The 24,753-nt window shown below is 67.2% G+C and carries 29 protein-coding genes; 18 read left to right on the top strand and 11 right to left on the bottom strand.

What is annotated here, in order from left to right; translation table 11 throughout:
• The first annotated feature begins 6 nt into the window (after positions 1 to 6).
• From metW to BLQ74_RS17400, 6 genes are all read left to right on the top strand, one after another.
• A complete protein-coding gene (gene metW / locus BLQ74_RS17425) occupies positions 7 to 627 on the top strand; it encodes a methionine biosynthesis protein MetW (protein ID WP_090264449.1) in 621 nt (206 codons plus the stop codon).
• Positions 628 to 664: 37 nt separating this feature from the next.
• The gene (locus BLQ74_RS17420) at positions 665 to 1,087 is read left to right on the top strand and encodes a DUF4426 domain-containing protein (protein ID WP_090264446.1); all 423 of its coding nucleotides are present in this window, start codon (positions 665 to 667) and stop codon (positions 1,085 to 1,087) included.
• A complete protein-coding gene (gene rdgB / locus BLQ74_RS17415) occupies positions 1,084 to 1,677 on the top strand; it encodes an RdgB/HAM1 family non-canonical purine NTP pyrophosphatase (protein WP_090264444.1) in 594 nt (197 codons plus the stop codon). The genes BLQ74_RS17420 and rdgB overlap by 4 nt, the downstream gene beginning before the upstream one ends.
• Complete coding sequence (gene hemW, locus BLQ74_RS17410) at positions 1,674 to 2,870, top strand: radical SAM family heme chaperone HemW (RefSeq protein ID WP_090264442.1); 1,197 nt, start codon at positions 1,674 to 1,676, stop codon at positions 2,868 to 2,870. The genes rdgB and hemW overlap by 4 nt, the downstream gene beginning before the upstream one ends.
• 109 nt (positions 2,871 to 2,979) lie before the next feature.
• A complete protein-coding gene (locus BLQ74_RS17405) occupies positions 2,980 to 3,303 on the top strand; it encodes a DUF3392 domain-containing protein (RefSeq protein WP_090264440.1) in 324 nt (107 codons plus the stop codon).
• Between the two features lie 69 nt (positions 3,304 to 3,372).
• Entirely contained in the window at positions 3,373 to 3,627 is a 255-nt protein-coding gene (locus tag BLQ74_RS17400) for a hypothetical protein (protein ID WP_090264438.1), read from the top strand.
• Positions 3,628 to 3,715: 88 nt separating this feature from the next.
• Here BLQ74_RS17400 and trmB read toward each other — a convergent pair whose 3' ends face one another.
• From trmB to BLQ74_RS17380, 4 genes are all read right to left on the bottom strand, one after another.
• Positions 3,716 to 4,387 carry a tRNA (guanosine(46)-N7)-methyltransferase TrmB gene (gene trmB / locus BLQ74_RS17395; RefSeq protein ID WP_244507223.1) on the bottom strand — a complete coding sequence of 224 codons (672 nt, stop codon included), beginning with the start codon at positions 4,385 to 4,387 and terminating at the stop codon, positions 3,716 to 3,718.
• Positions 4,388 to 4,523: 136 nt separating this feature from the next.
• Positions 4,524 to 5,330, bottom strand: coding sequence for a thiazole synthase (locus BLQ74_RS17390; protein WP_090264433.1), 807 nt, complete (start codon positions 5,328 to 5,330; stop codon positions 4,524 to 4,526).
• Between the two features lie 61 nt (positions 5,331 to 5,391).
• Positions 5,392 to 5,592 (bottom strand): sulfur carrier protein ThiS, encoded by a 201-nt coding sequence (thiS, locus tag BLQ74_RS17385; RefSeq protein WP_090264431.1) that lies wholly within the window; start codon positions 5,590 to 5,592, stop codon positions 5,392 to 5,394.
• Between the two features lie 99 nt (positions 5,593 to 5,691).
• The gene (locus BLQ74_RS17380; protein ID WP_090264429.1) at positions 5,692 to 6,063 is read right to left on the bottom strand and encodes a DUF423 domain-containing protein; all 372 of its coding nucleotides are present in this window, start codon (positions 6,061 to 6,063) and stop codon (positions 5,692 to 5,694) included.
• A gap of 31 nt (positions 6,064 to 6,094) precedes the next feature.
• On the opposite strand from BLQ74_RS17380, the gene mtgA reads away from it, so the two are divergent.
• On the top strand, positions 6,095 to 6,820 hold the full coding sequence (gene mtgA / locus BLQ74_RS17375; protein ID WP_090264427.1) for a monofunctional biosynthetic peptidoglycan transglycosylase: 726 nt from the start codon (positions 6,095 to 6,097) through the stop codon (positions 6,818 to 6,820).
• A 12-nt stretch (positions 6,821 to 6,832) separates the two neighbouring features.
• On the opposite strand, the gene BLQ74_RS17370 is transcribed toward mtgA, so the two are convergent.
• From BLQ74_RS17370 to ftsY, 5 genes are all read right to left on the bottom strand, one after another.
• Positions 6,833 to 7,435: a hypothetical protein gene (locus BLQ74_RS17370; RefSeq protein ID WP_090264425.1), complete on the bottom strand. Its 603-nt coding sequence runs from the start codon at positions 7,433 to 7,435 to the stop codon at positions 6,833 to 6,835.
• Positions 7,436 to 7,517: 82 nt separating this feature from the next.
• On the bottom strand, positions 7,518 to 8,372 hold the full coding sequence (rpoH, locus tag BLQ74_RS17365) for an RNA polymerase sigma factor RpoH (protein ID WP_090264423.1): 855 nt from the start codon (positions 8,370 to 8,372) through the stop codon (positions 7,518 to 7,520).
• A gap of 112 nt (positions 8,373 to 8,484) precedes the next feature.
• A complete protein-coding gene (gene ftsX, locus BLQ74_RS17360) occupies positions 8,485 to 9,492 on the bottom strand; it encodes a permease-like cell division protein FtsX (protein ID WP_090264421.1) in 1,008 nt (335 codons plus the stop codon).
• The gene (gene ftsE, locus BLQ74_RS17355) at positions 9,492 to 10,163 is read right to left on the bottom strand and encodes a cell division ATP-binding protein FtsE (RefSeq protein WP_090264419.1); all 672 of its coding nucleotides are present in this window, start codon (positions 10,161 to 10,163) and stop codon (positions 9,492 to 9,494) included. Before ftsE ends, ftsX begins: the two co-directional genes overlap by 1 nt.
• Positions 10,160 to 11,497: a signal recognition particle-docking protein FtsY gene (ftsY, locus tag BLQ74_RS17350; protein ID WP_090264417.1), complete on the bottom strand. Its 1,338-nt coding sequence runs from the start codon at positions 11,495 to 11,497 to the stop codon at positions 10,160 to 10,162. Before ftsY ends, ftsE begins: the two co-directional genes overlap by 4 nt.
• 149 nt (positions 11,498 to 11,646) lie before the next feature.
• Here ftsY and BLQ74_RS17345 point away from each other — a divergent pair, with 149 nt between their 5' ends.
• From BLQ74_RS17345 to BLQ74_RS17325, 5 genes are all read left to right on the top strand, one after another.
• Entirely contained in the window at positions 11,647 to 13,017 is a 1,371-nt protein-coding gene (locus tag BLQ74_RS17345) for a M16 family metallopeptidase (RefSeq protein WP_090264415.1), read from the top strand.
• Positions 13,010 to 14,512 carry a M16 family metallopeptidase gene (locus tag BLQ74_RS17340; protein WP_090264413.1) on the top strand — a complete coding sequence of 501 codons (1,503 nt, stop codon included), beginning with the start codon at positions 13,010 to 13,012 and terminating at the stop codon, positions 14,510 to 14,512. The genes BLQ74_RS17345 and BLQ74_RS17340 overlap by 8 nt, the downstream gene beginning before the upstream one ends.
• Complete coding sequence (rsmD, locus tag BLQ74_RS17335; protein WP_090264412.1) at positions 14,512 to 15,123, top strand: 16S rRNA (guanine(966)-N(2))-methyltransferase RsmD; 612 nt, start codon at positions 14,512 to 14,514, stop codon at positions 15,121 to 15,123. Before BLQ74_RS17340 ends, rsmD begins: the two co-directional genes overlap by 1 nt.
• A gap of 87 nt (positions 15,124 to 15,210) precedes the next feature.
• The gene (locus BLQ74_RS17330) at positions 15,211 to 16,215 is read left to right on the top strand and encodes a hydrolase (protein ID WP_090264410.1); all 1,005 of its coding nucleotides are present in this window, start codon (positions 15,211 to 15,213) and stop codon (positions 16,213 to 16,215) included.
• An 89-nt stretch (positions 16,216 to 16,304) separates the two neighbouring features.
• Complete coding sequence (locus tag BLQ74_RS17325; protein ID WP_090264408.1) at positions 16,305 to 16,715, top strand: GNAT family N-acetyltransferase; 411 nt, start codon at positions 16,305 to 16,307, stop codon at positions 16,713 to 16,715.
• 15 nt (positions 16,716 to 16,730) lie between these two features.
• On the opposite strand, the gene BLQ74_RS17320 is transcribed toward BLQ74_RS17325, so the two are convergent.
• Positions 16,731 to 17,393, bottom strand: coding sequence for a TetR/AcrR family transcriptional regulator (locus BLQ74_RS17320; protein WP_090264406.1), 663 nt, complete (start codon positions 17,391 to 17,393; stop codon positions 16,731 to 16,733).
• Between the two features lie 241 nt (positions 17,394 to 17,634).
• On the opposite strand from BLQ74_RS17320, the gene BLQ74_RS17315 reads away from it, so the two are divergent.
• The 6 genes from BLQ74_RS17315 (at position 17,635) to ggt (ending at position 24,211) form a co-directional block, all read left to right on the top strand.
• Positions 17,635 to 19,065 carry a coniferyl aldehyde dehydrogenase gene (locus BLQ74_RS17315; RefSeq protein ID WP_090264404.1) on the top strand — a complete coding sequence of 477 codons (1,431 nt, stop codon included), beginning with the start codon at positions 17,635 to 17,637 and terminating at the stop codon, positions 19,063 to 19,065.
• Positions 19,066 to 19,107: 42 nt separating this feature from the next.
• Positions 19,108 to 19,653, top strand: coding sequence for a twin-arginine translocation pathway signal protein (locus BLQ74_RS17310; RefSeq protein ID WP_090264402.1), 546 nt, complete (start codon positions 19,108 to 19,110; stop codon positions 19,651 to 19,653).
• A 45-nt stretch (positions 19,654 to 19,698) separates the two neighbouring features.
• Positions 19,699 to 21,294, top strand: coding sequence for a GMC family oxidoreductase (locus BLQ74_RS17305; RefSeq protein ID WP_090264400.1), 1,596 nt, complete (start codon positions 19,699 to 19,701; stop codon positions 21,292 to 21,294).
• A gap of 206 nt (positions 21,295 to 21,500) precedes the next feature.
• Entirely contained in the window at positions 21,501 to 21,980 is a 480-nt protein-coding gene (gene coaD / locus BLQ74_RS17300) for a pantetheine-phosphate adenylyltransferase (protein WP_090264398.1), read from the top strand.
• A 133-nt stretch (positions 21,981 to 22,113) separates the two neighbouring features.
• Entirely contained in the window at positions 22,114 to 22,365 is a 252-nt protein-coding gene (locus BLQ74_RS17295; protein ID WP_043248555.1) for a YfhL family 4Fe-4S dicluster ferredoxin, read from the top strand.
• Between the two features lie 145 nt (positions 22,366 to 22,510).
• The gene (gene ggt, locus BLQ74_RS17290) at positions 22,511 to 24,211 is read left to right on the top strand and encodes a gamma-glutamyltransferase (protein WP_090264396.1); all 1,701 of its coding nucleotides are present in this window, start codon (positions 22,511 to 22,513) and stop codon (positions 24,209 to 24,211) included.
• A 135-nt stretch (positions 24,212 to 24,346) separates the two neighbouring features.
• On the opposite strand, the gene BLQ74_RS17285 is transcribed toward ggt, so the two are convergent.
• A complete protein-coding gene (locus BLQ74_RS17285) occupies positions 24,347 to 24,685 on the bottom strand; it encodes a multidrug transporter (protein ID WP_090264394.1) in 339 nt (112 codons plus the stop codon).
• Between the last annotated feature and the right edge of the window lie 68 nt (positions 24,686 to 24,753).

The raw sequence follows: 24,753 nt of genomic DNA, 5'->3' as shown, positions 1-24,753 counted from the left end.
ACCACCATGCGCGCCGACCTGGAAATCATCCAAGACTGGATCCCCGCCGGCAGCCGGGTGCTCGACCTCGGTTGCGGTGACGGCGAGTTGCTCGCCTGGCTCCGCGACCACAAGCAGGTCAGCGGCTACGGCCTGGAAATCGATGGCGCGAACATCGCCAAATGCATCGAACGCGGGGTCAACGTCATCGAACAGGACCTCGACAAAGGCCTTGGCAGCTTCGCCAGCGACAGCTTCGACGTCGTCGTCATGACCCAGGCCCTGCAGGCCGTGCACTACCCGGACAAGATCCTCCAGGAAATGCTCCGCGTCGGCCGCACCTGCATCATCACCTTCCCCAACTTCGGCCACTGGCGCTGCCGTTGGGACCTGGCGCGCTACGGGCGCATGCCGGTTTCCGAGTTCCTGCCCTATACCTGGTACAACACGCCGAACATCCACTTCTGCACCTTCAAGGACTTCGAGGCGCTGTGCCGCGAACAGCGCCTGCGCGTCCTTGACCGCCTGGCGGTGGATCGTGACCACCGTCATCGCTGGGTCTGCCGAGTTTGGCCTAATCTGTTGGGTGAGATCGGTATCTATCGGGTCAGCGGTCCAAGCATTCAGGACCACCGCATCGCCGTCTGAACCGCCCAGGGCCTCGAACCCCCAGGAGAAGAAAACCATGCGCCGCCTAGCCACCCTGTTGCTCTGCCTGTTCCTCGCCCTGCCGGCCGTCGCCGAGCAGGTCAAACGCCTGGGCGACCTCCAGGTCCACTACAGCGTGTACAACTCCAGCTTCCTGCAGCCCAACGTAGCAGCGGCGGTCGGCGTGGTGCGCAGCAAGACCCAGGGCGTGGTCAACATCGTCCCGCTGGACGCCAAGGGCAAGCCGGTCGAGGCGGTGGTCAGCGGCAGCGCGAAGAACCTGCTCGGCCAGGAAATTCCGCTGACCTTCAAGCGCGTGGTCGAGGAAGGCGCGGTCTACCACCTGGCGCAGTTCCCCATCGAAAGCCGTGACACCCTGACCTTCAGCATCACGGTCAAGGCCGGCAAGGACGCCCCGCAAAGTTTCGAATTCCTTCAGGAAATCTTCCCCGACGAATGATCACGTTCGACCAACTGGTGCTGGCCAGTCACAACGCCGGCAAACTCAAGGAACTCCAGGCCATGCTCGGTGGCCATGTGCGCGTGCGCTCGATCGGTGAGTTCAGCGACATCGAGCCGGAGGAAACCGGCCTGTCCTTCGTCGAAAACGCCATCCTCAAGGCACGCAATGCCGCGCGGGTCTCCGGCCTGCCGGCGCTGGCCGATGACTCGGGCCTGGCGGTGGACTACCTCGGCGGCGCCCCCGGCATCTATTCCGCGCGCTACGCCGACGGCCTGGGTGACGCCGCCAACAACGCCAAGCTGCTCGATGCCCTCAAGGACGTGCCCGAAGAACAGCGCGGCGCCCAGTTCGTCAGCGTGCTGGCGCTGGTCCGGCACGCCGACGACCCGCTGCCGATCCTCTGCGAGGGCCTGTGGCACGGGCGCATCCTGTTCGAGGCGCGCGGCACCAATGGCTTCGGCTACGACCCGCTGTTCTGGGTACCGGAGCGCGAATGCTCCAGCGCCGAACTGGCCGCGGAAGACAAGAACCGCATCAGCCACCGCGCCCGCGCCATGGCTCAGCTCAAGCAGCGACTGGGATTATGACGATCGATAGCTGGAAGCCCGGGGCCACACGCGACATCGAGCCTCAGGCTTCGAGCTTCAGGCTGCCGCCCCTGGCCGCCTACGTGCACATCCCCTGGTGCGTGCGCAAATGCCCGTACTGTGATTTCAACTCCCACGCCGCCGGGCCCGACCTGCCGGAAGACGACTACGTCCGCGCCCTGCTCGCCGACCTGGCGACCGATGCCGGCCACGTGTACGGGCGCAAGCTGACCTCGATCTTCTTCGGCGGCGGCACTCCCAGCCTGTTCTCGGCGACGGCCCTGGGCCGCATCCTCGACGGCCTGGAGCGTCAGGTCGGATTCGATAGCGACATCGAGATCACCCTGGAAGCCAACCCGGGCACCTTCGAGCAGGCCAAGTTCGCCGACTACCGCGCGCTGGGCATCAACCGCCTGTCGATCGGCATACAGAGCTTCCAGGCCGACAAGCTCAAGGCCCTGGGGCGCATCCATGACGGCGGCGAAGCGATACGCGCCGCGGCGATGGCGCGCCGCGCCGGCTTCGACAACTTCAACCTGGACCTGATGCACGGCCTGCCGCAGCAAAGTGTCGCCGACGCCCTCGCCGACATCGATCAGGCCATCGAACTAGGGCCGACGCACCTGTCCTGGTACCAGCTGACCATGGAGCCGAACACGGTGTTCTGGAGCCAGCCGCCGGAGCTGCCGGAAGACGACGCCCTCTGGGAAATCCAGGAAGCCGGCCAGGCCCGGCTGGCCGAGGCCGGTTTCGTCCAGTACGAAACCTCGGCCTACGCCCGCGACGGCCGCCGCGCGCGGCACAACCTGAACTACTGGACCTTCGGCGACTTCCTCGGCCTGGGCGCCGGTGCCCACGCCAAGCTGAGCAGCCCGGACGGGCACATCGTGCGCACCTGGAAGACCCGTCTGCCGAAGGACTACCTGAACCCGGACAAGGCCTTCCAGGCCGGCGAACGCCCGCTGGCGCCGGCCGACCTGCCCTTCGAGTTCATGATGAACGCCCTGCGCCTGGTCGACGGCGTGCCCACCGCGCTGTTCAGCGAACGCACCGGCCTGCCGCTGCAAAACATCGAAGCCGCCTGCCGCCAGGCGCGCCAGGCCGGCCTGCTCGCCGAGGACGAGCAGCGCCTGCGCCCCACCGAGCGCGGCCAGTTGTTCCTCAACGACTTGTTGCAGCACTTCCTGCCCTGATGCCGCTCAGGATCGCCGGCGTCGCCGCCAGCCAGGCGCCGGCACCTCTGCCACGCCCGACAGCGGGCGTGTAAACTGCCCGACGACCGCCATCCGTCCAGGAGCCCCCATGAACTTCGCCCTCGAACTGATCGCCAGTGCCTCCCGCTGGAGCCGCAGCCATCTGTCCGACATCGCGCTGGCGATCATGGCCACCCTGCTGGTGCTCTTTGGTCCAGCCATCAATGCCTGGATCCAACAGCGCATCGGCAGCCTCAACTTCGTCTTCCGCACCCTGCTGTTCGTGCTGATCTGCGCCGTCGGCTACGGCCTGGCGATGGTCTTCGTCACCCCCTGGCTGGCCCATGGGCTGAACTACTTCAACAACTACACCCTCGCGCCGGTGCTGCTCCTGCTGTTCTTCGTCATCGGCATGATCGCCGACCGCAGCTGAGCGATCGGCCGCCTGCGGGCGGATCGCTGCTAGTGTTTCTGCTGACGCCATCCGGCGGCGGGAGGAACCATGAAAGCGATCAAGCACCTGTACCTGCACTTCATCGATGGCCAGCGCCTGGCGCTGCGCTTCCCGCAGCAGCATGACGACCCCGTCGAGATCGTCCGCGGCATCCGCAAGCAGTTGGATTCGCCCTACCTGAGCATCGAGGTGGACGGCGACCTGCTGCTCATCCCACGGGACAGCATCAAATACCTGCAGATCACGCCGGCGCCGATGAGCCTGCCGGACATCACCGTGGTCGGCGCGGAGCTGATCGACTGAGCCGCAGCAGGCGCCAGCCAGGCCTTGGCGTTTGGTTCGGCCATGAAAAAAGGGCCTGCATGCGCAGGCCCCCGGAATGACGGTTGGATCAATCGACGCGCTGGTACTTCAGGTCCCAGACGCCGTGGCCGAGGCGTTCGCCGCGGCGCTCGAACTTGGTCACCGGACGCTCTTCGGGACGCGGCACATAGGTGTTGTCGGCCGACAGGTTGCGGTAGCCCGGCGCGGCGTTCATCACTTCCAGCATGTGCTCGGCGTACTGCTGCCAGTCGGTGGCCATGTGCAGCACGCCGCCGACCTTGAGCTTCTGCCGCACCAGCTCGGCCCAGGCCGGCTGGACGATGCGTCGCTTGTGGTGGCGCGCCTTGTGCCAGGGATCGGGGAAGAACAGCAGCACGCGGTCGAGGCTGGCGTCGGCGACGCAGTCGCGCAGCACTTCCAGGGCGTCGCAGCTGTACACGCGGATATTGCTCAGGTTCTGCGCCAGCATGCCGTTGAGCAGCGCGCCGACACCGGGGCGGTGCACTTCGACGCCGATGAAGTCCTGCTCCGGCGCGGCGGCGGCCATCTCCAGGGTCGAATGACCCATGCCGAAGCCGATCTCGAAGGTGCGCGGCGCCTGGCGGCCGAATACCTGGTCGAAATCGCGCAGGCCATCGGCCAGTTCCAGGCCGAAGCGCGGCCAGCCCTGTTCGAGACCGCGTTGTTGGCCCTCGGTCATACGCCCGGCGCGCATCACGAAGCTCTTGATGGTGCGCATCGGCCGCTCGGCGGCGTTGTCGGTCTGGGGTTGCTGGGTATCGCTCATGCTCGGACCTTGGAAAAACGGGGCAGTGAAAGTGAAGACGGGCCGGCCCGTCGAAGCGAGCCGGCCCGCTGTGGGCGTCGCGCCGGGATCAGCCGATCAGGCCGCTCATCGGCGACGACGCACTGGCGTAGAGTTTGCGCGGCATGCGCCCGGCCAGGTAAGCCAGGCGACCAGCGACGATCGCGTGCTTCATCGCTTCGGCCATCATCACCGGGTTCTGTGCGTGGGCGATGGCAGTGTTCATCAGCACCGCCTCGCAGCCCAATTCCATGGCGATGGTGGCGTCGGAAGCGGTGCCCACGCCGGCGTCGACCAGCACCGGGACCGTCGCTTCTTCGAGGATGATGCGCAGGTTGTAGGGATTGCAGATACCCAGCCCGGAGCCGATCAGGCCGGCCAGCGGCATCACCGCGATACAGCCGATCTCCGCCAGTTGGCGGGCGATGATCGGGTCGTCGCTGGTGTAGACCATGACGTCGAAGCCGTCCTTGACCAGCACTTCCGCGGCCTTGAGGGTTTCCACCACGTTGGGGAACAGGGTCTTCTGGTCAGCCAGGACTTCCAGCTTGACCAGCTTGTGGCCATCCAGCAGTTCGCGCGCCAGGCGGCAGGTGCGCACCGCCTCGACGGCGTCGTAGCAGCCGGCGGTGTTCGGCAGGATGGTGTAGCGGTCCGGCGCAATCACGTCGAGCAGGTTCGGCTCGTCGGGGTTCTGGCCGATGTTGGTGCGGCGCACCGCCACGGTGACGATTTCCGCACCGGAGGCCTCGATGGCAAGACGGGTCTCGTCGAGATCCTTGTACTTGCCGGTGCCCACCAGCAGGCGCGACGCATAGGTGCGCCCGGCCAGGGTGAAGGGCTTGTCGACCGGCAGGGTGGAAGACGCTTGGCTCATCGGTTCTATCCTCGGCAAAGGGAGGTGGGGCGGGGCCTGAATTCGCGGCACTACTGACGCGCTAGCCGCCGCCGATGGCATGCACCACTTCCACCTGATCGCCCTCCTTGAGGGCGGTGGCGGCGTGCTGGCTGCGCGGCACTATGTCCAGGTTCAGTTCGACCGCGACGCGGCGCCCACCCAGGTCCAGACGCTCGAGCAGTGCGGCCACGGTCTGGCCATCGGGCAGCTCGAAGGGTTCGCCATTCAACTGGATTCGCATGGGCAGGACCGTCGCGGTGAGAGGGGTCGGCATTCTAGCCCGATCGCCGGCGTTGACCAAGGCGCGGGGCGGTCATTCGTCCCCGCCCGGACCTGCGGGTCAGGCCAGCTTCCAGGCCGCCAGACCGAGGCACAGCCAGCCACCGAGGAAGCACAGGCCGCCGATCGGGGTGATGGCGCCGAGCACCGGGGTGGCGCTGAGCGTCAGGGCATAGAGGCTGCCGGAAAACACCAGGATGCCGGCGACGAACAGCCAGCCGGCGGCGCCGATCAGACGCCCGCCGACCTGCGTGGAAAGCAGCGCCACCGCCAGCAACGCCAGGGCATGGAGCATCTGGTAATGCACGCCGGTCTGGAAGATCGCCAGGTAGTCGGCGCTCAGTTGTTTCTTCAGGCCATGGGCGGCGAAGGCGCCGAGCGCAACGCCGGTGAAACCGAAGAAGGCAGCCAGCAGGAGGAAGGTACGCAGCATGGGAAACTCCCGAGAGAAACAGGCCGTTATAATGACCCGCACAATCGCCCTGGCAAACCCTCGCATGCGCAAACTGTTCCGCCACCTGTTCCGGTTTCTCTTCTGGTTCGTCCTGCTTAGCGTTGCCGCGGTCCTGATCCTGCGCTGGGTGCCGCCACCGGGCAGCATGCTGATGGTCGAACGCAAGGTGCAGTCGTGGTTCAACGGCGCGCCCATCGATGTGCAGCGCGACTGGCAGAGCTGGGACGCGATCTCCGACAACATCAAGGTCGCGGTCATCGCCGGCGAAGACCAGAAGTTCGCCGAGCACCATGGCTTCGACCTGCCCGCCATCGAGCAGGCCATGGCCCACAACGAACAAGGCCGGAGCGTGCGTGGTGCCAGTACCATCAGCCAGCAGACTGCCAAGAACCTGTTCCTCTGGTCCGGCCGCAGTTGGCTGCGCAAGGGCCTGGAAGCCTGGTTCACGGTGCTGCTGGAAACCTTCTGGCCGAAGCAGCGCATTCTCGAGGTGTACCTGAACAGCGCGGAATGGGACCAGGGCGTGTTCGGGGTGCAGGCCGCGGCGCGCCATCACTTCGGTGTCGATGCCAGTAGACTCTCGCCGCAACAGGCCAGCCAGCTCGCCGCGGTGCTGCCCAATCCACGCAAATGGAGCGCCAGCCACCCCAACGGTTACGTTCGCGAGCGCGCCGCGTGGATCCGCCAGCAGATGTGGCAGCTCGGCGGCCGCGAATATCTCGAACGCTTGCCCTGAGCGAACCTCCGCTCAGCGCCCCAAGCGTTCGCGCGGCACCACCTGCAGCCAAAGCAGCTCGCCATCCTTGTGCATCAGGGTCAGGCCGCGCTCAGGGTAGATCCAGGCCTCGCCCTGCTCGGTCTGCAGGCGCAGGCGGGGCGAGCCGAAGCTGACAGCCAAGCGGCCGACGCTCAGCGCCTGCTGCGGAGCGAGCATGACAGCGGCCACGGGCTGCTCCGACAGTTGCGCCAGCAGTTGCCCGCTCAAGGGTTGCTCGGCGCCACCCTGGGCGATGCCGGTCGCCTTCGCCAGACTGCTGCGCTCGCCCGCACTGAGCGCCAGCGGGGCTTCCATGCGCCAAGGGCCGTCTGCGCCGTCCCAGCCGGCCCGGTAGCTCAACTGCGGACCATCGCCAGTACTGCTCAGCCACAGTTCACCTGCCGTGAAGGCATGCAATTGCCCGAGGCTCAGGCGATCGTCGGCCAGCGGGGCGAATACCTCGCGCTGCCACGCCTCCAGCCAGGCCGGCGCTGGCGGCGGCGCCGACGAACGGACCACCCAGAGCCCGGAGGCGAAGGCCAGCAGGGCGATCGCGAGAAGGAACAGGCCGTGGGCCGGACGTAGACGGGGCATGCGGACCTCCGGCGAATGACGGACAGAAAAAAACCGCACCCTGTGCAGGTGCGGTTTGATTCGGACGACCCGACCTGAAAAATCAGGCCTCGATGCGCCCCTTGAGCTTGTTCATCGCGTTCTTTTCCAACTGACGGATGCGCTCGGCGGAGACGTTGTACTTGGCAGCCAGGTCATGCAGGGTCGCCTTCTCCTCGGCCAGCCAGCGCTGGTAGAGGATGTCGCGGCTGCGTTCGTCGAGGCCTTCCAGCGCTTCATGCAGGCTGGCGGTGGAGCTGTCGCTCCAGTCCGCTTCCTCCAATTGCCGCGCCGGGTCGTAACGATGGTCTTCCAGATAGTGCGCCGGCGACTGGAAGGCGCTCTCGTCGTCGGCATCGGCCGCCGGGTCGAAGGCCATGTCCTGGCCGGTCAAGCGACTTTCCATCTCGCGCACTTCGTGGGCTTCGACGCCCAGGCTCTCGGCCACGCGATGCACTTCTTCATTGCTCAGCCAGGCCAGACGCTTCTTCTGGCTGCGCAGGTTGAAGAACAGCTTGCGCTGCGCCTTGGTGGTGGCGACCTTGACGATCCGCCAGTTGCGCAGGATGAACTCGTGGATTTCCGCCTTGATCCAGTGCACGGCGAAGGACACCAGACGCACACCCATTTCCGGGTTGAAGCGCTTGACGGCCTTCATCAGGCCGACATTGCCTTCCTGGATCAGGTCGGCCTGGGACAGGCCGTAACCGGAGTAACTCCGGGCGATGTGCACGACGAAGCGCAGGTGCGCGAGCACCATCTGCCGTGCCGCCTCAAGATCTTGCTGATAGAAGAGGCGTTCGGCCAGTTCGCGCTCCTGCTCCGGCGACAACAGCGGAATGCTGTTCACCGAGTGCACGTAGGATTCCAGGTTGGCACCGGGAACCAGGGCATAAACAGGTTGCAGAGAAGTGGTCATGCGAATCCTCCGATTCACGAAACTCGCGCAGTGTAGCACTGCCCGATATGACTGCAAGTGGGTGTAAAAGTTCCTTTACACCCACTGCGAGCCTTGGAAAATCGCGCCTCGTTCAACGTGGCGCAAGCTCCCGCAGATGCCGCGCGACGGCCAGCCAGGCACCGATCCAGCCTAGCAGCACCGCGCCCACGGTCAACGAAAGACCATCGTCCAGCGGCACCCCGCCGAGGGCGAAATCGCTGCCATACAGACCGGCGAGATTCACCACCGAAGCGTTCAGCCAGTTCAGCCCGAACTCCAGCAGCGCCCAGGACAGAACCCCGGCGCCGAGGCCATACAGCGCGCCCATATAGAGGAAGGGCCGGCGCACATAGCCGTCCGTCCCGCCGACCAGCTTGATCACTTCGATTTCGTTACGGCGGTTTTCGATATGCAGACGGATGGTGTTGCCGATCACCAGCAACAGGGTGAGCACCAGCACCAGCGTCAGGCCGAAGACGAAGCGGTCGCCCAGCTTGAGGATCGCCGACAAGCGTTCGACCCACACCAGATCGAGCTGGGCCTGTTGTACACCGGGCAGTTCGGCGAGGCGTTGACGCAAGCCATCCAACTGCGTCTTGTCGATCTGCTTGGGCGTGACCGAGATCACCGCCGGCAGCGGGTTCTCCGGCAACTCCTTGAGCGCCTCGCCGAGGCCGGACTGCTGTTGCAGCTCCTTCAGCGCCTCGTCACGGCTGATCAACTGCGCCTCGATCACCTCGGGCATGCGCTCGATCGCTTCGCGCAGGTCCTGGCCCTTGGCCTCGCTGGTCTTCAGATCGAGGTACACGGAAATCTGCGCGGCGCGCTGCCAGGAGCCGCCCAGGCGCTCGACATTGTTCAGCAGCAGCGACAGGCCCATGGGCAGGCTCAGGGTGATGCCCATCACCAGGCAGGTGAAGAAGCTGCCGAAGGGGTGATTGACCAGCCGCTTGAGGCTATCCACCAGGCTTGCCCGATGGCTCTCGGCGTAGGCATTGAGCGAGGCACGGAAATCCAGCGCGCCAGGCTCTTCCTGGCGCTCGCGCTTGCGCTGCGGCGTGCCCTCTTCCGGGCCGTGGGGCAGTTCGTTGGCGCTCATCAGGCCTCCTCCTCGCGATCGGCGATGATCCGCCCGCGCTGCAGAGTGATCATGCGGTGGCGCATGCGCGCGATCAGCGCCAGGTCGTGGCTGGCGATCAGCACCGTGGTGCCGAGGCGGTTGATGTCCTCGAACACCCCCATGATTTCCGACGCCAGGCGCGGGTCGAGGTTACCGGTGGGTTCATCGGCGAGCAGCAGGGCCGGGCGGTGCACCACGGCGCGGGCGATGCCGACGCGCTGCTGCTGACCGGTGGAAAGGTCGGACGGCAAGTCCTGGGCCTTCTCCTTGAGATTGACCCGGTCCAGCGCCGCTTCGACACGCTGGGCGATCTCCGCCTTGGGCAGGCCGAGGATCTGCATCGGCAGGGCGACGTTATCGAAAACGCTGCGATCGTTGAGCAACTGGTGGTTCTGGAACACCACGCCGATCTGCCGACGCAGGAAGGGGATCTGCGCACTGGTGATGCGCGCTAGGTCCTGGCCGCCGAGCAGCAGCTTGCCCGAGGTGGGCCTTTCCATCGCCAAGATCAGGCGCAGCAGGGTGCTCTTGCCGGCACCGGAGTGGCCGGTGACGAAGAGGATTTCGCCGCGGTGGATGCGGAACGAAGCCTCATGCAGGCCGACGTGGCCATTGGGATAGCGTTTGCCGACCTGCTCGAAGCGGATCATGCGGTCTCCCGAGTCTCGAAGAGTGCCCGAACGAAGGCGTCGGCTTCGAAGGTGCGCAAATCGTCGATACCCTCGCCGACACCGATGTAGCGGATCGGCAGGCCGAACTGCTTGGCCAGGGCGAAGATCACCCCGCCCTTGGCGGTGCCGTCCAGTTTGGTCAGGGCTAGGCCCGTGAGTTCAACCGCATTGTTGAACTGCTTGGCCTGGTTGATGGCGTTCTGCCCGGTACCGGCGTCCAGCACCAGCAGCACCTCGTGGGGAGCCGTCTGGTCCAGCTTGCCGATGACCCGGCGCACCTTCTTCAGCTCCTCCATCAGGTTGTCCTTGGTGTGCAGGCGCCCGGCCGTGTCAGCGATCAGTACGTCGATGCCACGGGCCTTGGCCGCCTGCACCGCATCGAAGATCACCGAAGCCGAATCGGCGCCGGTGTGCTGGGCGATCACCGCGATGTTGTTGCGCTCGCCCCACACCTGCAATTGCTCGACGGCGGCGGCGCGGAAGGTGTCGCCCGCGGCGAGCATGACCTTCTTGCCTTCCAGTTGCAGCTTCTTCGCCAGCTTGCCGATGGTGGTGGTCTTGCCCACACCGTTCACGCCCACCACGAGGATCACATAGGGCTGCTTGCCGGCTTCGATGGCCAGCGGCCGCTCGACCGGACGCAAGAGCCCGGCCAGCTCCTCTTGCAGGGCCTTGTACAGTGCCTCGCTGTCGGCCAGTTCCTTGCGCGCCACGCGTTTGGTCAGGTTCTGCACGATGGTGGTGGTCGCTTCGACACCGACATCGGCGGTCAGCAGGCGGGTTTCGATTTCGTCGAGCAGGTCGTCGTCGATGGCCTTCCTGCCGAGGAACAGGCTGGCCATGCCTTCGCCGATGCTGGCGCTGGTCTTCGACAGGCCCTGCTTGAGGCGCGCGAAGAAGCCGACCTTGGCCGGTTCGGCGGGCGCGGGCTTGGCGTCGGCGACCGGCGCCGGGACGGGCTCGGGAAGCGGCGCGGCGCGCTCGGCGGCCACGGGCGCGACCGGCGCGACAACCGGGGGCGGGACAGGCGCCGGCTCGGCGGCCTGGAGCGGTGCCGGCGGCACCGCCAGCGTCACCACCGGCGATTGCTCGACCGGGGACACCTCGACCGCGGGCGCCTCGGCTTGCGTCAGAACGTCAGCGGGCGGAGGCACCGGCTGGGCTTCCGCCGGCTGCGGCGGAACGGCCTCGGCACTCGGCGCGGGCTGGGCTACGGGCTCTTCGCTGACCTGCGGCTTCTTCCGCAACCAGCCGAAAAGACCTTTTTTCTCCCCGCTCTGCGGGGCCTTCTTGTCGTCGTTGGAACCAAACATGAATGGCTTGCATCTCAAGGGAGCGGCACGGGACGTGGCCGCCCGGAAAACGGATGGGTATCCTAGCATCTCCTTGCCTGCCGGGGTTAAGAGGCTGTCCGGCAGCCCTCTCTAGACCCGCCGGGCCATCAGAAAGGTTCTGATCGACGATGAAAATTTCCGCACGCCGCTCCGCCGGCCTGCTGTTCGGCAGCTTGTGCCTGCCACTGCTGGCCTGCGCCGCCGAGCCGCAGCCGACCCATGAATACACCCTGGACAACGGCCTCAAGGTCGTGGTCCGCGAGGACCATCGCGCGCCCGTGGTGGTCTCGCAGGTCTGGTACAAGGTCGGCTCCAGCTACGAGACACCCGGCCTCACCGGGTTGTCCCACGCCCTCGAACACATGATGTTCAAGGGCAGCAGCAAGCTCGGTCCGGGCGAGGCCTCGCGCGTGCTGCGCGACCTCGGCGCCGAGGAGAACGCCTTCACCACCGACGACTACACCGCCTATTACCAGGTGCTGGCCAAGGACCGCCTGCCGGTGGCCTTCGAGCTGGAAGCCGACCGCATGGCCCACCTGAGCCTGCCGGCCGAGCAGTTCAAGAGCGAAATCGAGGTCATCAAGGAAGAACGCCGCCTGCGCACCGACGACAAACCCAACGCCCTGGCCTTCGAGCGCTTCAAGGCCAGCGCCTACCTGTCCAGCGGCTATCACACCCCGACCATCGGCTGGATGGCCGACCTGCAGCGCATGACCATCGACGACCTGCGCGCCTGGTACAAGGCCTGGTACACGCCGAACAACGCCACCCTGGTGGTGGTCGGCGATGTCCAGCCCGAAGAGGTCCACCAACTGGCGCAGCGCTGGTTCGGCGACATCCCGAAACGCGAGCTGCCGCCGGCACGCAAGCCGCTGGAGCTGGCCGAGCCCGGCGAGCGGCGCCTGGCGCTGCATGTGCGCACCCAACTGCCCAGCCTGATCATGGGCTTCAACGTGCCCGGCCTGGGCAGCGCGCAGAACCCGCGCGAGGTGCATGCCCTGCGGCTGATTTCGGCGCTGCTCGATGGCGGTTACAGCGCCCGCCTGTCGGAACGTCTGGAGCGTGGCACGGAGCTAGTCTCCGGCGCCTCTGCCTCCTATGACGCCTTCGCCCGCGGCGACAGCCTGTTCGTCCTCAGCGCCACGCCCAACGTGCAGAAGGGCAAGACCCTGGAGCAGGTGGAAAGCGCGCTCTGGCAGCAGCTCGACGAGCTGAAGAACACCCCGCCGAGCCAGGAAGAACTGGAGCGCGTGCGCGCCCAGGTGATCGCCGGACTGGTCTTCGAGCGCGACTCCATCGCCAGCCAGGCCAGCAGCATCGGCCAACTGGAGAGCGTCGGCCTGTCCTGGCGCCTCGCCGACCAGGACCTGGAGGCCATCCAGCAAGTCACCGCGCAGGACATCCAGAATGCCGCGCGCACGTATTTCACCCGCTCGCGCCTGACCCTCGCCCAGGTGCTGCCGGAATCCCCCAGCGACAAGGAGCAGACCCATGAGTGAACGAAACGGCCTGCGCTACGGCCTGATCGGCCTGCTGGTCCTGGTCCTGCTGGGCGGCCTGGCCTTCTGCGTCAGCCGCCCCGCCGGCGGCAATCCACCCAGCGCCACCACCGCCGCCGCCGCCACCGCGAGCGCGCCGGTCGGCCTGCAATCCCTGGCCGAAGCCGCCGGCAAGGCGCCGACGCACCGCAGCTTGCAGATCCAGCGCTGGCAGACCGCCGAGGGCGCCCGCGTGCTCTTCGTCGAAGCCCACGAGCTGCCGATGTTCGACCTGCGCCTGACCCTCGCCGCCGGTAGCAGCCAGGACGGCGACACGCCCGGCCTGGCCATGCTGACCAACGCCATGCTCAACGAAGGCGTGCCGGGCAAGGACACCAGCGCCATCGCCGCCGGCTTCGAGGACCTCGGCGCCGACTTCAGCAACGGCTCCTACCGCGACATGGCGGTGGCCGGCCTGCGCAGCCTGAGCGACAAGACCAAGCGCGATGCGGCACTGCAACTGTTCGACCAGGTGGTCGGCCAGCCGACCTTCCCCGAGGACGCCCTGGCGCGCATCAAGAACCAGTTGCTGGCCGGCTTCGAGTACCAGAAGCAGAACCCCGGCAAGCTGGCTGGCAACGAGCTGTTCAAGCGCCTCTACGGCAATCACCCCTACGCCCACTCCAGCGATGGCAACGAGCGCTCGGTGCCGGCGTTCACCAGCGCCCAGCTCCGCGCCTTCCATCAGAAGGCCTACGCCGCCGGCAATACGGTGATCGCACTGGTCGGCGACCTCAGCCGCGCCGAGGCCGAAGCCATCGCCGCCAGCGTATCCAAGGCGCTGCCCAAGGGCGCGGCGCTGCCGCCGATGCCCGCGCCGGAAACGCCCAAGGCCGGCGTCAGCCACATCGAATTCCCTTCCAAGCAGACCCATCTGCTGCTGGCGCAACTGGGCATCACCCGCAACGACCCCGACTACGCCGCGCTCTACCTGGGCAACCAGATCCTCGGCGGCGGCGGCTTCGGCACGCGGTTGATGGATCAGGTGCGCGAGAAGCGCGGGCTGACCTACGGCGTGTACTCCGGCTTCACCGGCATGCAGGCGCGCGGACCCTTCACCATCAGCCTGCAGACCCGTGCGGAACTCAGCGAGGGCACCCTCAAGCTGGTCCAGGACATCGTCCGTGACTACCTGAAGAGCGGTCCGACACAGAAGGAACTCGACGATGCCAAGCGCGAGCTGGCCGGCAGCTTCCCGCTGAGCACCGCGAGCAACGCCGATATCGTCGGCCAGCTCGGCGCCATTGGTTTCTACGACCTGCCCACGGACTACCTGGAGAACTTCCTCGCCCAGGTCCAGGCCCTGGACGTGGAGAAGGTCAAGGCCGCCATGCAACGCCACCTCGACCCGGACGCATTCGTCATCGTCACCGCCGGACCGACGGTGCCGCAGAAGCCGCTGCCGCCGCCCACCGACAAGCCGGCCGAGCAGCCCCTCGGCGTACCGGAGCACTGATGAACGGAAAACCCAACGCGCGCAAAAGCCCCGCCGCGCGCCCGCACGGCGGCCAGGGCCAATTGCGCATCATCGGCGGCGAGTGGCGCAGCCGCCGCTTCGCCTTCCCCGAGGGCCCCGGCCTGCGGCCGACCCCCGACCGGGTGCGCGAGACGCTGTTCAACTGGCTGGCGCCCTACGTGCCCGGCGCGCGGGTGCTCGACCCCTTCGCCGGCAGCGGCGCGCTCTTCCTCGAAGCCTTGTCGCGCGGCGCCAGCCAGGGCCTCGCACTGGACCTGAACCGCGACGCCGTGGCCGCCCTGCGCGGCCACCTCGACACGCTCAAGTGCAGCAGCGGCCAGGTGCAGTTGCAGGACGCCCTCGCCTACCTGGAAAAACAGCCGGCGACGCCCTGCGATCTGGTCTTCCTCGACCCACCCTTCCATCAGGACCTGCTGCAGAACGCCTGTCGCCTGTTGGAAGAGCGCGGCTGGCTGGCGGCCGACGCCTGGATCTACACCGAAAGCGAAAGCCTGCCGTCCAGCCTCGGCCTGCCCGGCAACTGGCGTCTGCACCGCGAAAAGCAGGCCGGCAACGTGCACTACGCACTCTGGCAACGCCAGCCGGCCTGACGGCGACCGCCCCGGGGCCGGCGCCACGAAACGGCCCGGTCCTTGGGATACACTGAGCATTCGCCCTCGTTCGCCGCGTCGCCAACCATGAAAAGCGTCTCCCCGCCCTTCAAACCCGCCTGGTGGCTGCCCGGCCCGCACCTGCAGACCCTCTATGGCGCGCTGCTGCGCCAGGGCCCGGCACTGCAACGCCAGCGCGAGCGGCTGTGGCTGGCGGACGGCGACTTCATCGACCTCGACTGGCATGGCCCGCACCGCGCCGAAGCGCCACTGGTGCTGGCCGTCCACGGCCTCACCGGCTCCTCCGATTCGCACTACATCCGCGGCCTGCAGCAAGCCCTGGCGGCCCGTGGCTGGGCCAGCGTGGCGCTGAACTGGCGCGGCTGCTCCGGCGAGCCGAACCACCTGCCGCGCGGTTACCACTCCGGGGTCAGCGAAGACCTGGCGGCGGTGATCGAACACCTGCGCGCGCAGCGGCCGCTGGCGCCGCTGTACGCGGTGGGCTATTCGCTGGGCGGCAACGTGCTGCTCAAGTACCTCGGCGAACAGGGTGGCGACAGCCCCCTGCGCGGCGCCGTGGCGGTGTCGGTGCCGTTCCGCCTGGACCAGTGCGCCGATCGCATCGGCATCGGCTTTTCGCGGGTCTACCAGGCGCACTTCATGCGCGAACTGGTGGCCTATGTGCGCGACAAGCAGCGGGCCTTCGCCCAGCGCGGCGCCCACGACAACCTGGCGGCACTGGAGCGTCTCGGGCCGCTGGATGGCATGCGCACCTTCTGGGACTTCGACGGGCGCATCACCGCGCCACTGCATGGTTTCGCCGACGCCCACGACTATTACCGCCGCGCCTCTAGCCGCTATTACCTGGGCGGCATTCGCACGCCGACGCTGATCATCCAATCCAGCGACGATCCCTTCATCGATGTCGGCAGCGTGCCGCCGACCAGCGAACTGTCCGCCTCGACCCGACTGGAGCTGCTCAGCCGTGGCGGCCATGTCGGCTTCATCGGCGGTCCGCCGGGACGCCCGGACTTCTATCTGGAACGGCGCATCCCCGACTGGCTGCTGCGCCAGCACGGCGTCGAGGGCTGAGCGCCCGGGGCTTGACCAATGTCATGCCAGGGCCGGCGCACAGTGCGCAGGCTAGGTGCGTTGGCTAGCGTACTGGAAGGAACGAGCCCGTGACCGAGCAGCCCATCGCCATTCTCTGCAATCCGCCGCTGGACGGCGCCCGCTATGCGGATATCGCCGCGCTCTACCGCGCCGTCGGCTGGGGCCACCCGGGCGATGCCGAGGAACTGCGCGAGGTCTACGAATATTCCGGCTACGTGCTGCTGGCGCTGGAAGCCCAGCGGGTGGTCGGCCTGCTTCGCGCGGAACAGGAAAACGCCCAGACCACCTGGCTGGCGGAGGTGGCGGTACTGCCCGGCCACCAGGCGCGCGGTATTGGCAAGGCGCTGTTGCAGCGCTTCATCGCCGACCACCCGAACACCACCCTGTACACCGACGCCACCGACGGCGTGGAAGGCTTCTTCCGTCGCCACGGCCTGGCCTTGCGCCGGCCCCTGGTGCCCGGACCGCGCAAGCGCTGAGGCAGCGAACGCCGCTCAGGCCGCGCCATCCTCCAGCGGGACATAGAGGCGCGCGGAGAGCTGCTCCACCGCTGCCCTGGCCTGCGGCGCGACATGTCCGCTCTCCAGCGCCAGCACCTGATAGATGCCACGCCGCAACAGCTCCTCGCTGAGGTCGCCGACGACTTCCTGGGTGGTGCAGAGGTAGCGCACCCAAGAGGTGAGGATGATCCAGGCGTTGAGGGTCAGGGCCTCCAACTGGGCGTCGTTCATGCAGAGGATGCCGGCCTCGACGAAGCCCGCGTAGATCGCCTTGGCGTTCGCCAGGGCGCGCCGGGCGAAGGCGCGATAGCCCGCGGCCAATGCCGGGTCGCTGTCCAGCAGGTGCTCCAGGTCGCGGTGCAGGAAGCGATAGCGCCACATCGCGGCCAGCAGGGCTTCGAGATAGAACGTCTTGTCCGCCACCGTCAGCCCGCGCCCCTCGGGCAGGCGCAGAAAACCGTCGACCCGCGCTTCGTACTCGGCGAACAGCTCGGCGATGATCGCCTGCTTGTTGCGGAAGTGGTAGTACAGGTTGCCCGGCGACATGCCCAGGTGCGCGGCGATGTGGTTGGTGGTGACGCTGCGTTCGCCCTGGGCGTTGAACAGCGCCAGGCTCTCTTGAACGATGCGGTCGCGGGTCTTGATGCGTGGGGCCATTCACTGACTCGGAATCACGGGGTGCGCGGCAGCCAAAGGTACACGGATTGCTACCGGGGATGCAGCCGGCGTAACAGCGCCGGTGTGCGCCCACCTTTTCGTTGGGTGGGTCGCGACGGTCCGTTGCGCCATGCTATTTGACACTCTAGAGTAATTGCTCTAAAAATCCAGCGACAACATAACAACACGAAGCGCCCCTCCCCCTGAGCGCTTCCCCAGCCGGTCCGCCGAGGAGCCCGCCATGGCCGCCGATATCGCCTACCTGCAGCAGACGCAGCAGGACATCAACCAATTGCAGGACCTCCTCGAACGCCAGCGCCAGGCCTACCGCGCCAACCCCATGCCCGCGGCCGGGCAACGCCAGCAATGGCTGAAGAGCCTGGCCAAGCTGCTGATCGATGAGCAGCAGACGATCATCGAAGCCATTTCCCGCGACTTCGGCAACCGTTCCGCCGACGAGACCCTGCTCGCCGAAATCCTCCCCAGCCTGCATGGCGTGCACTACGCCCGAAAGCGCCTGGCGCGCTGGATGAAACCCTCGCGGCGGGCCGTCGGCCTGCAGTTCATGCCGGCCGCGGCCAAGGTGGTCTACCAGCCGCTCGGCGTGGTCGGCGTCATCGTCCCGTGGAACTACCCGCTGTTTCTCGCCATCGGCCCGCTGACCGGGGCGCTGGCCGCCGGTAACCGGGTGATGATCAAGATGAGCGAATCCACGCCGGCCACCGCCCAGGCCCTCAAGGAGCTGTTGGGCAAGGTCTTCCCCGAGGACCTGGTCGCCGTGGTGCAGGGCGAGGTGGAGGTCGGCGTGGCCTTCTCCAAGCTGCCCTTCGACCACCTGCTGTTCACCGGCGCCACCAGCGTCGGCAAGCAGGTGATGCGCGCCGCCGCGGAAAACCTCACGCCGGTCACCCTGGAGCTGGGCGGCAAGTCGCCGGCGCTGGTTTCCGCCAGCGTACCGATCAAGGACGCCGCCGAGCGCATCGCCTTCGGCAAGTCGCTGAACGCCGGGCAGACCTGCGTGGCGCCGGACTATGTGCTGGTGCCGCAGCAGCGGGTCGAGGCGTTCATCGCCGCCTACCGCGACGTGGTCCAGGGCTTCTACCCGAGCATCGAGGACAACCCGGACTACACCGCCATCATCAACGAACGCCAGCTGAGCCGCCTGAACGGCTACCTGAGCGATGCCGAGGCGCACGGCGCCACGCTCGTTCCGCTGCTGCCGGGCGCCAGCGGACGGCGCCTGCCGCAGGTGCTGCTGCTGAACGTCAACGACCAGATGAAGGTGATGCAGGAGGAAATCTTCGGGCCGCTGTTGCCGATCGTCCCCTACCAGCGCCTGGAAGACGCCCTCGCCTACATCAACGCGCGGCCGCGGCCGCTGGCGCTGTACTACTTCGGCTACGACAAGAGCGAGCAGGAACAGGTGCTGGCGCACACCCATTCCGGTGGCGTGTGCCTGAACGACACCCTGCTGCACGTCGCCCAGGACGACATGCCCTTCGGCGGCGTCGGCCCCTCGGGCATGGGCCACTACCACGGCCACGAGGGCTTCCTGACCTTCAGCAAGGCCAAGGGCGTGTTCAGCAAGCCACGCTTCAATGCCGCCCGGGTGATCTACCCGCCCTACGGCAAGGCGCTGCAGAAACTGGTCTACACATTGTTCATCCGTTAAGGCTGCGGGCCCGCGCGGCCCATTCAAGGTGAAACAACAAGAATGACAGACACCTCCCTGAACGCGCCGGGCCTGAGCCGGCGCGGCGTGCTCAAGATCGGCCTGCTCGGCGGCGCCTTCCTCGCCACCGCCGGCGTCACCGCCAGCCTCAGCGGCTGCTCGGCGAGCGCGCCAGCCAATGGCCTGAAGGTCATCCGTGAGTCCGACCTGCCGTTCCTCCGCGCACTGATCCCGGTGATGCTCGCCGGCGCCGTCCCCGCCGAGCGCATGGCGGCGGCCGTGGAGGGCACCCTCGCCGGCCTCGACTACAACCTCGATCACCTCTCGCCGGAGATGCTCAAGCTCACCCTGCAGCTCTTCGACGTACTCGCCCTGCCTCTCACCCGCGGTCCGCTGACCGGCGTCTGGGGCAGTTGGGAGAAGGCCAGCGCGGACGACGTGCGGCACTTCCTGCTGCGCTGGGAGAACAGCGCCATCGGCCTGCTGAAGATGGGCCACAGCTCGCTGCTGCAGTTGGTGATGATGGCCTGGTACGGCCGCCCGGAATCCTGGGCGCATTGCGGCTACCCCGGTCCGCCGACGGTCTGAGCGCACCGAACAGAACGACAAGAAGAATCCGTGAGAGAGCATTAGATGCCCGTACCCGATCTGTTCGCCGCCGGCCTCGCCCGCGGCTGGAAAGTCCACGATGGTTCGCGCCTGGACAGCGACCTGACCCTGGAAGCCGACGTGGTCATCGTCGGCAGCGGCGCCGGAGGCGGCACCACGGCGGAAATCCTCAGTGGCGCCGGCTTCAAGGTGCTGCTGGTGGAAGAAGGGCCGCTGCGCACCAGCGCCGACTTCAAGATGCAGGAACCCGAGGCCTACGCCAGCCTGTACCAGGAAGGCATCGGGCGGATGAGCAAGAACGGCGCCATCACCATTCTCCAGGGCCGCGCCGTGGGCGGCACTACGCTGGTCAACTGGACCTCCAGCTTCCGCACCCCCGAGCCGACCCTGGAACACTGGGCCAAGGAATATGCCGTCAAGGGCCATGGCCCGGCGGACATGGCGCCCTGGTTCGAGAAGATGGAGCAGCGCCTCGGCGTGGCGCCCTGGGCCATGCCGCCGAACGCCAACAACGACGTGATCCGCCAGGGCTGCGAGAAGCTCGGCTATCACTGGAAAGTCATTCCGCGCAACGTGCGCGGCTGCTGGAACCTCGGCTACTGCGGCATGGGCTGCCCGACCAACGCCAAGCAGTCGATGCTGGTCACCACCATCCCGGCGACCCTCGACAAGGGCGGCGAACTGCTGTTCCTGGCGCGGGCCAACCGCCTGCTGCTCGACGGCGACAAGGTCAGCGGCCTCGAATGCCTGGCCATGGACGCCCGCTGCGTGGCGCCGAACGGCCGCAAGATCACCGTCAAGGCGCGCCACTACGTCCTCGCCGGCGGCGGCATCAACACCCCGGCGGTGCTGCTGCGCTCCAAGGCCCCGGACCCCAACGGGCGGGTCGGCAAACGCACCTTCCTGCACGTGGTGAACTTCAGCGCCGCGCAATTCGAGCAGGTGGTCAATCCCTTCTACGGCGCACCGCAGTCGATCTACTCCGATCATTTCCAATGGGACGACGGCACCAGCGGGCGAATGTCCTACAAGCTGGAAGTACCCCCTCTGCAGCCGGCCCTGGCGGCCACCCTGCTCGGCCGCTTCGGCGTCGACAACGCCCTGCGCATGGAGCAGTTGCCGCACACCAACGTGATCCTGGCGCTGATGCGCGACGGCTTCCACCCGGAAAGCGCCGAAGGCAGCGTCAGCCTGCGCGGCGACGACACCCCGGTGCTCGACTACCAGATGACCGACTACACCTGGGATGGCATCCGCCGCGCCTTCCACACCATGGCCGAGGTGCAGTTCGCCGCCGGCGCCAAGGCGGTGCTGCCGCTGCACGCCGACGCCGGCTACGTGAAGACCCTCGGCGAGGCGCGCAGCCTGATCGACGGCCTGAGCCTGGAGCTGTACCGCACCCGCCTGGGCAGCGCCCACGTGATGGGCGGTTGCGCCATGGGCGAGGACACGAGACTGGCGGTGTGCGACAGCCTTGGCCGTCACCACCAACTGGAAAACCTGTCGATCCACGACGGTTCCCTGTTCCCCACCAGCATCGGCGCCAACCCGCAATTGTCGGTCTACGGCCTCACCGCGCAACTGGCCAGCGCACTCGCCGAGCGCCTGGGCAAAGCCTGAAACAGCGCCAGCGCCGCCGCGCTGGCCCGAGCGCAACGCTCTAGACCGCGGCCTCGGGCGCCGAGCCGCGCGGCAGAGCGTGCGCGCCGCCCGGTAGTGCGCCATGACCGGCACTACCGGGTCGCTTGGCCCTGGGGGGCCGCGTGCGTTACCATCCGGACCCTCCCGCTTTCAAGCCTGCCCCCTCGAACCACCAGGACGCTGCGATGAATCGAGTGCTGTACCCGGGTACCTTCGACCCCATCACCAAAGGCCATGCCGATCTGGTCGAACGTGCCTCGCGGCTGTTCGACCAGGTGATCATCGCCGTCGCCGCCAGCCCCAAGAAGAACCCGCTGTTCCCGCTGGAACAACGTGTCGAGCTGGCCCGCCAGGTCACTTCGCACCTGCCCAACGTCGAGGTCGTCGGCTTCTCCACGCTGCTCGCGCACTTCGTCAAGGAGCAGAACGCCAATATCCTGCTGCGTGGCCTGCGCGCGGTGTCCGATTTCGAATACGAGTTCCAGCTGGCCAACATGAACCGCCAGTTGGCGCCGGACGTGGAGAGCATGTTCCTCACCCCGTCGGAGAAGTACTCCTACATTTCCTCGACCCTGGTCCGCGAGATCGCCGCCCTGGGTGGCGACATCACCAAATTCGTCCATCCGGCCGTGGCTGCTGCCCTGTCCGAGCGCTTCAAGCGCTGATCCACACGCCGCCACGGACGGCGGCCGCGCACTCCCTTGATCCGGCCCAGGTGCACTGCGCACGCCAATACGGCACAATTTCGCCATTCCCGTTTCTGACAGCCATGCCGTCGCTCATGGCCGGAGTAATTCGATGTCCCTGAAAATCACCGACGATTGCATCAACTGCGACGTCTGCGAACCCGAGTGCCCGAACGGGGCGATCTCCCAAGGCGAAGAGATCTACGTGATCGACCCGAACCTGTGCACCGAGTGCGTCGGCCACTACGACGAGCCGCAGTGCCAGCAGGTCTGCCCGGTCGACTGCATCCCGCTCGACGAAAGCCACGTCGAGAGCAAGGACGAATTGATGCAGAAATACCTCAAGCTCACCGGTAAAGCCTGACCCGAGAGGCTTGCCAGGTGGTTTGCGGAACGCCGGAGCGGCCGTTCCGCAACCGCGACACGACGGGATTGTCTATCCTCCCAATTCGCTCCTGCGGTTTTTTCCCGGGCCTCTGTCCGGACCGCCAGACGATTCGTGAGATGCCATGTCCCTGTTGAAGCGCTGTTCCCGCACCCTCGTCACCTTCTGCAGCCTGCTCCTGCTCAGCGTCGCCCTGCATGCCGCCGAGCAGCCCGTCGCCCAGGCCACGGTCGCCAGCGCCCACCCGGCGGCCACCGTGGCGGGCCTGGAAACCCTCGCCGGCGGCGGTAACGCCTTCGATGCCGCGGTCGCCGTCGCCGCCGCCCTGGCGGTGGTCGAACCCTATGGCTCGGGCCTTGGCGGTGGCGGGCTGTTCCTCCTGCGCCAGGCCGGCAATCCGCCGCAATACCGCTTCATCGACGCCCGCGAGCGCGCCCCCCTGGCGGCCAGCGCACGGATGTACCAGCGCAACGGCGTGGTCCAGCCGGACCTGTCGCTGAACGGTCCGCTGGCCGCAGGCATTCCCGGCCTGCCGGCGGCCCTCGCGGAAATCAGCAGCCGCTTCGGCCGCAAGCCACTGGCAGACAACCTGGTGCCGGCGATCCGTCTGGCCAGCGACGGCGTCTCGGTCGATCGCATCTACATCGACCGCGCTGCCGGGCGCCTGGATGTGATGCGCAAGGACCGCGAGACCGCGCGCATCTTCCTGCAGCAAGGCAACCTGCCCGAAGAATGGGACCTGCTGCGCCAGCCGGAGCTGGCGAACACCCTGGAACACCTGGCGCGCTATGGCCGCAGCGGTTTCTACGAAGGCGAGACGGCGGACAAGCTGGTCGAGGGCGTCCGCGCCGCCGGCGGCATCTGGGGCCTGGAAGACCTGCGCAGTTACCGCGTGGTCGAGCGCCAGCCACTGCGCTATCCGCTGGGCGCAGGCCGCGAATTGGTCAGCGCGCCGCCGCCCTCGGCCGGTGGCGTCGCCCTGGCGCAAAGCCTGGGCATCCTCGCCCAACTGCCCTGGCAGAAGGCCGAGCCGACCCAGCGCGTGCACTACGTGGCCGAAGCCCTGCGCCGCGCCTATCACGACCGTAGCATGCTCGGCGACCCGGATCGCATCGCCAACCCGGTGCAGCAATTGCTCTCCCCCGACTACCTGAAGCGCCTGGCCGCCGGCATCGACCCGCGCCGCGCCACGCCCAGCGCCACGCTACCGCCGGCGCCGACCTGGCGCGAAGGCGACCACACCACGCACTTCGTGGTGATCGACGAACAGGGCAACGCGGTGGCGGCGACCCTCTCGGTCAACCTGCCGTTCGGCGCCGCCTTCACCCCGCCCGGCACCGGCGTGCTGCTCAACGACGAGATGGACGACTTCGCCGCCGACATCCAGGGCGCCAACGCCTATGGCCTGACCGGCAGCGCGGCCAACGCCATCGCCCCCGGCAAGCGCCCGCTGTCGAGCATGAGTCCGAGCTTCATCGAAAGCGCCGACGAACTGGCGGCCTTCGGCACACCGGGCGGCAGCCGCATCCCGAGCATGGTGCTGCTGGCCATGCTCGAATACCTGGATGGCAAATCGGTGCAGAACTGGGTGTCGGCGCCGCGCTATCACACGCAGTACCTGCCCGACGTGCTGGAACATGAACCGCGCGCCTTCACCCCGGCGCAGCAGGCCGACCTGACCGCACGCGGTTACACGCTCAAGGATGTCGGTCGCGCCTATGGCAACCAGCAAGTGCTGCTCTGGCACAAGAAGGCCAGGAGCGTGGATGCCGCCAGCGATCCGCGCGGTATCGGCCTGGCGGCCGGCACCTCGGTGCATTACTGAGAGCGCTCGAACGGCGCGGCTGGGCCGATCCGGCGCGAGGGGTCAGGCGCGGGCCGAACGATGCGCCGGGCGAAGCGGGGCGCCGTCCAGCGTCTGCCGGCGCACCCCGACAGAGCGTCGGGCGCGGGTGCGCCATCAATCCTGCTTGTAGCCACTCTCGGAGCAGCCCAGGCAACGCACGAAGGCCGCCTTGCCAGGGTCCACCACCAGCGCCTGGCCCGCTTCCTTGACGTTGCCGCCCAGGGCGGTGAACGGCAGGCTGACGACGAAGGCGGCGGTACCGATCACGGTGGCGCCGATCAGCAGCGGGCGAGCGATCAGCAGGTCACCCATCATTTTGTAGAAGGGCGGCGACTGGACCGAGTAAATGGGATCGTTACTGGCGGCGTTGTCACTGGATTCCGCCATTACGGGCATGGCCGACAGCCCACAGCTAAGGGCCAGCGCAACGGCCAGGGAGCGAAACAGGTTCATGGCATAAGTCCTTTTGTAGGAATTGGCGGGCAGACTGCCATTAACTATATCAGCGCTCTACCACTTGT

It is taken from the genome of Pseudomonas panipatensis (genome assembly GCF_900099785.1).
In the GTDB taxonomy this organism is placed as follows: Bacteria; Pseudomonadota; Gammaproteobacteria; order Pseudomonadales; family Pseudomonadaceae; genus Pseudomonas; species Pseudomonas panipatensis.
This window is presented reverse-complemented; position numbering and strand designations above follow the sequence as displayed.

What these genes read in the sequence shown, in the direction of transcription:
- metW (WP_090264449.1), top strand. Translation starts at nt 7, where the DNA reads ATGCGCGCCGACCTGGAAATCATCCAAGACTGGATCCCCGCCGGCAGC.
- BLQ74_RS17420 (WP_090264446.1), top strand. Translation starts at nt 665, where the DNA reads ATGCGCCGCCTAGCCACCCTGTTGCTCTGCCTGTTCCTCGCCCTGCCG.
- rdgB (WP_090264444.1), top strand. Translation starts at nt 1,084, where the DNA reads ATGATCACGTTCGACCAACTGGTGCTGGCCAGTCACAACGCCGGCAAA.
- hemW (WP_090264442.1), top strand. Translation starts at nt 1,674, where the DNA reads ATGACGATCGATAGCTGGAAGCCCGGGGCCACACGCGACATCGAGCCT.
- BLQ74_RS17405 (WP_090264440.1), top strand. Translation starts at nt 2,980, where the DNA reads ATGAACTTCGCCCTCGAACTGATCGCCAGTGCCTCCCGCTGGAGCCGC.
- BLQ74_RS17400 (WP_090264438.1), top strand. Translation starts at nt 3,373, where the DNA reads ATGAAAGCGATCAAGCACCTGTACCTGCACTTCATCGATGGCCAGCGC.
- trmB (WP_244507223.1), bottom strand. Translation starts at nt 4,387, where the DNA reads ATGCGCACCATCAAGAGCTTCGTGATGCGCGCCGGGCGTATGACCGAG.
- BLQ74_RS17390 (WP_090264433.1), bottom strand. Translation starts at nt 5,330, where the DNA reads ATGAGCCAAGCGTCTTCCACCCTGCCGGTCGACAAGCCCTTCACCCTG.
- thiS (WP_090264431.1), bottom strand. Translation starts at nt 5,592, where the DNA reads ATGCGAATCCAGTTGAATGGCGAACCCTTCGAGCTGCCCGATGGCCAG.
- BLQ74_RS17380 (WP_090264429.1), bottom strand. Translation starts at nt 6,063, where the DNA reads ATGCTGCGTACCTTCCTCCTGCTGGCTGCCTTCTTCGGTTTCACCGGC.
- mtgA (WP_090264427.1), top strand. Translation starts at nt 6,095, where the DNA reads ATGACCCGCACAATCGCCCTGGCAAACCCTCGCATGCGCAAACTGTTC.
- BLQ74_RS17370 (WP_090264425.1), bottom strand. Translation starts at nt 7,435, where the DNA reads ATGCCCCGTCTACGTCCGGCCCACGGCCTGTTCCTTCTCGCGATCGCC.
- rpoH (WP_090264423.1), bottom strand. Translation starts at nt 8,372, where the DNA reads ATGACCACTTCTCTGCAACCTGTTTATGCCCTGGTTCCCGGTGCCAAC.
- ftsX (WP_090264421.1), bottom strand. Translation starts at nt 9,492, where the DNA reads ATGAGCGCCAACGAACTGCCCCACGGCCCGGAAGAGGGCACGCCGCAG.
- ftsE (WP_090264419.1), bottom strand. Translation starts at nt 10,163, where the DNA reads ATGATCCGCTTCGAGCAGGTCGGCAAACGCTATCCCAATGGCCACGTC.
- ftsY (WP_090264417.1), bottom strand. Translation starts at nt 11,497, where the DNA reads ATGTTTGGTTCCAACGACGACAAGAAGGCCCCGCAGAGCGGGGAGAAA.
- BLQ74_RS17345 (WP_090264415.1), top strand. Translation starts at nt 11,647, where the DNA reads ATGAAAATTTCCGCACGCCGCTCCGCCGGCCTGCTGTTCGGCAGCTTG.
- BLQ74_RS17340 (WP_090264413.1), top strand. Translation starts at nt 13,010, where the DNA reads ATGAGTGAACGAAACGGCCTGCGCTACGGCCTGATCGGCCTGCTGGTC.
- rsmD (WP_090264412.1), top strand. Translation starts at nt 14,512, where the DNA reads ATGAACGGAAAACCCAACGCGCGCAAAAGCCCCGCCGCGCGCCCGCAC.
- BLQ74_RS17330 (WP_090264410.1), top strand. Translation starts at nt 15,211, where the DNA reads ATGAAAAGCGTCTCCCCGCCCTTCAAACCCGCCTGGTGGCTGCCCGGC.
- BLQ74_RS17320 (WP_090264406.1), bottom strand. Translation starts at nt 17,393, where the DNA reads ATGGCCCCACGCATCAAGACCCGCGACCGCATCGTTCAAGAGAGCCTG.
- BLQ74_RS17315 (WP_090264404.1), top strand. Translation starts at nt 17,635, where the DNA reads ATGGCCGCCGATATCGCCTACCTGCAGCAGACGCAGCAGGACATCAAC.
- BLQ74_RS17310 (WP_090264402.1), top strand. Translation starts at nt 19,108, where the DNA reads ATGACAGACACCTCCCTGAACGCGCCGGGCCTGAGCCGGCGCGGCGTG.
- BLQ74_RS17305 (WP_090264400.1), top strand. Translation starts at nt 19,699, where the DNA reads ATGCCCGTACCCGATCTGTTCGCCGCCGGCCTCGCCCGCGGCTGGAAA.
- coaD (WP_090264398.1), top strand. Translation starts at nt 21,501, where the DNA reads ATGAATCGAGTGCTGTACCCGGGTACCTTCGACCCCATCACCAAAGGC.
- BLQ74_RS17295 (WP_043248555.1), top strand. Translation starts at nt 22,114, where the DNA reads ATGTCCCTGAAAATCACCGACGATTGCATCAACTGCGACGTCTGCGAA.
- ggt (WP_090264396.1), top strand. Translation starts at nt 22,511, where the DNA reads ATGTCCCTGTTGAAGCGCTGTTCCCGCACCCTCGTCACCTTCTGCAGC.
- BLQ74_RS17285 (WP_090264394.1), bottom strand. Translation starts at nt 24,685, where the DNA reads ATGAACCTGTTTCGCTCCCTGGCCGTTGCGCTGGCCCTTAGCTGTGGG.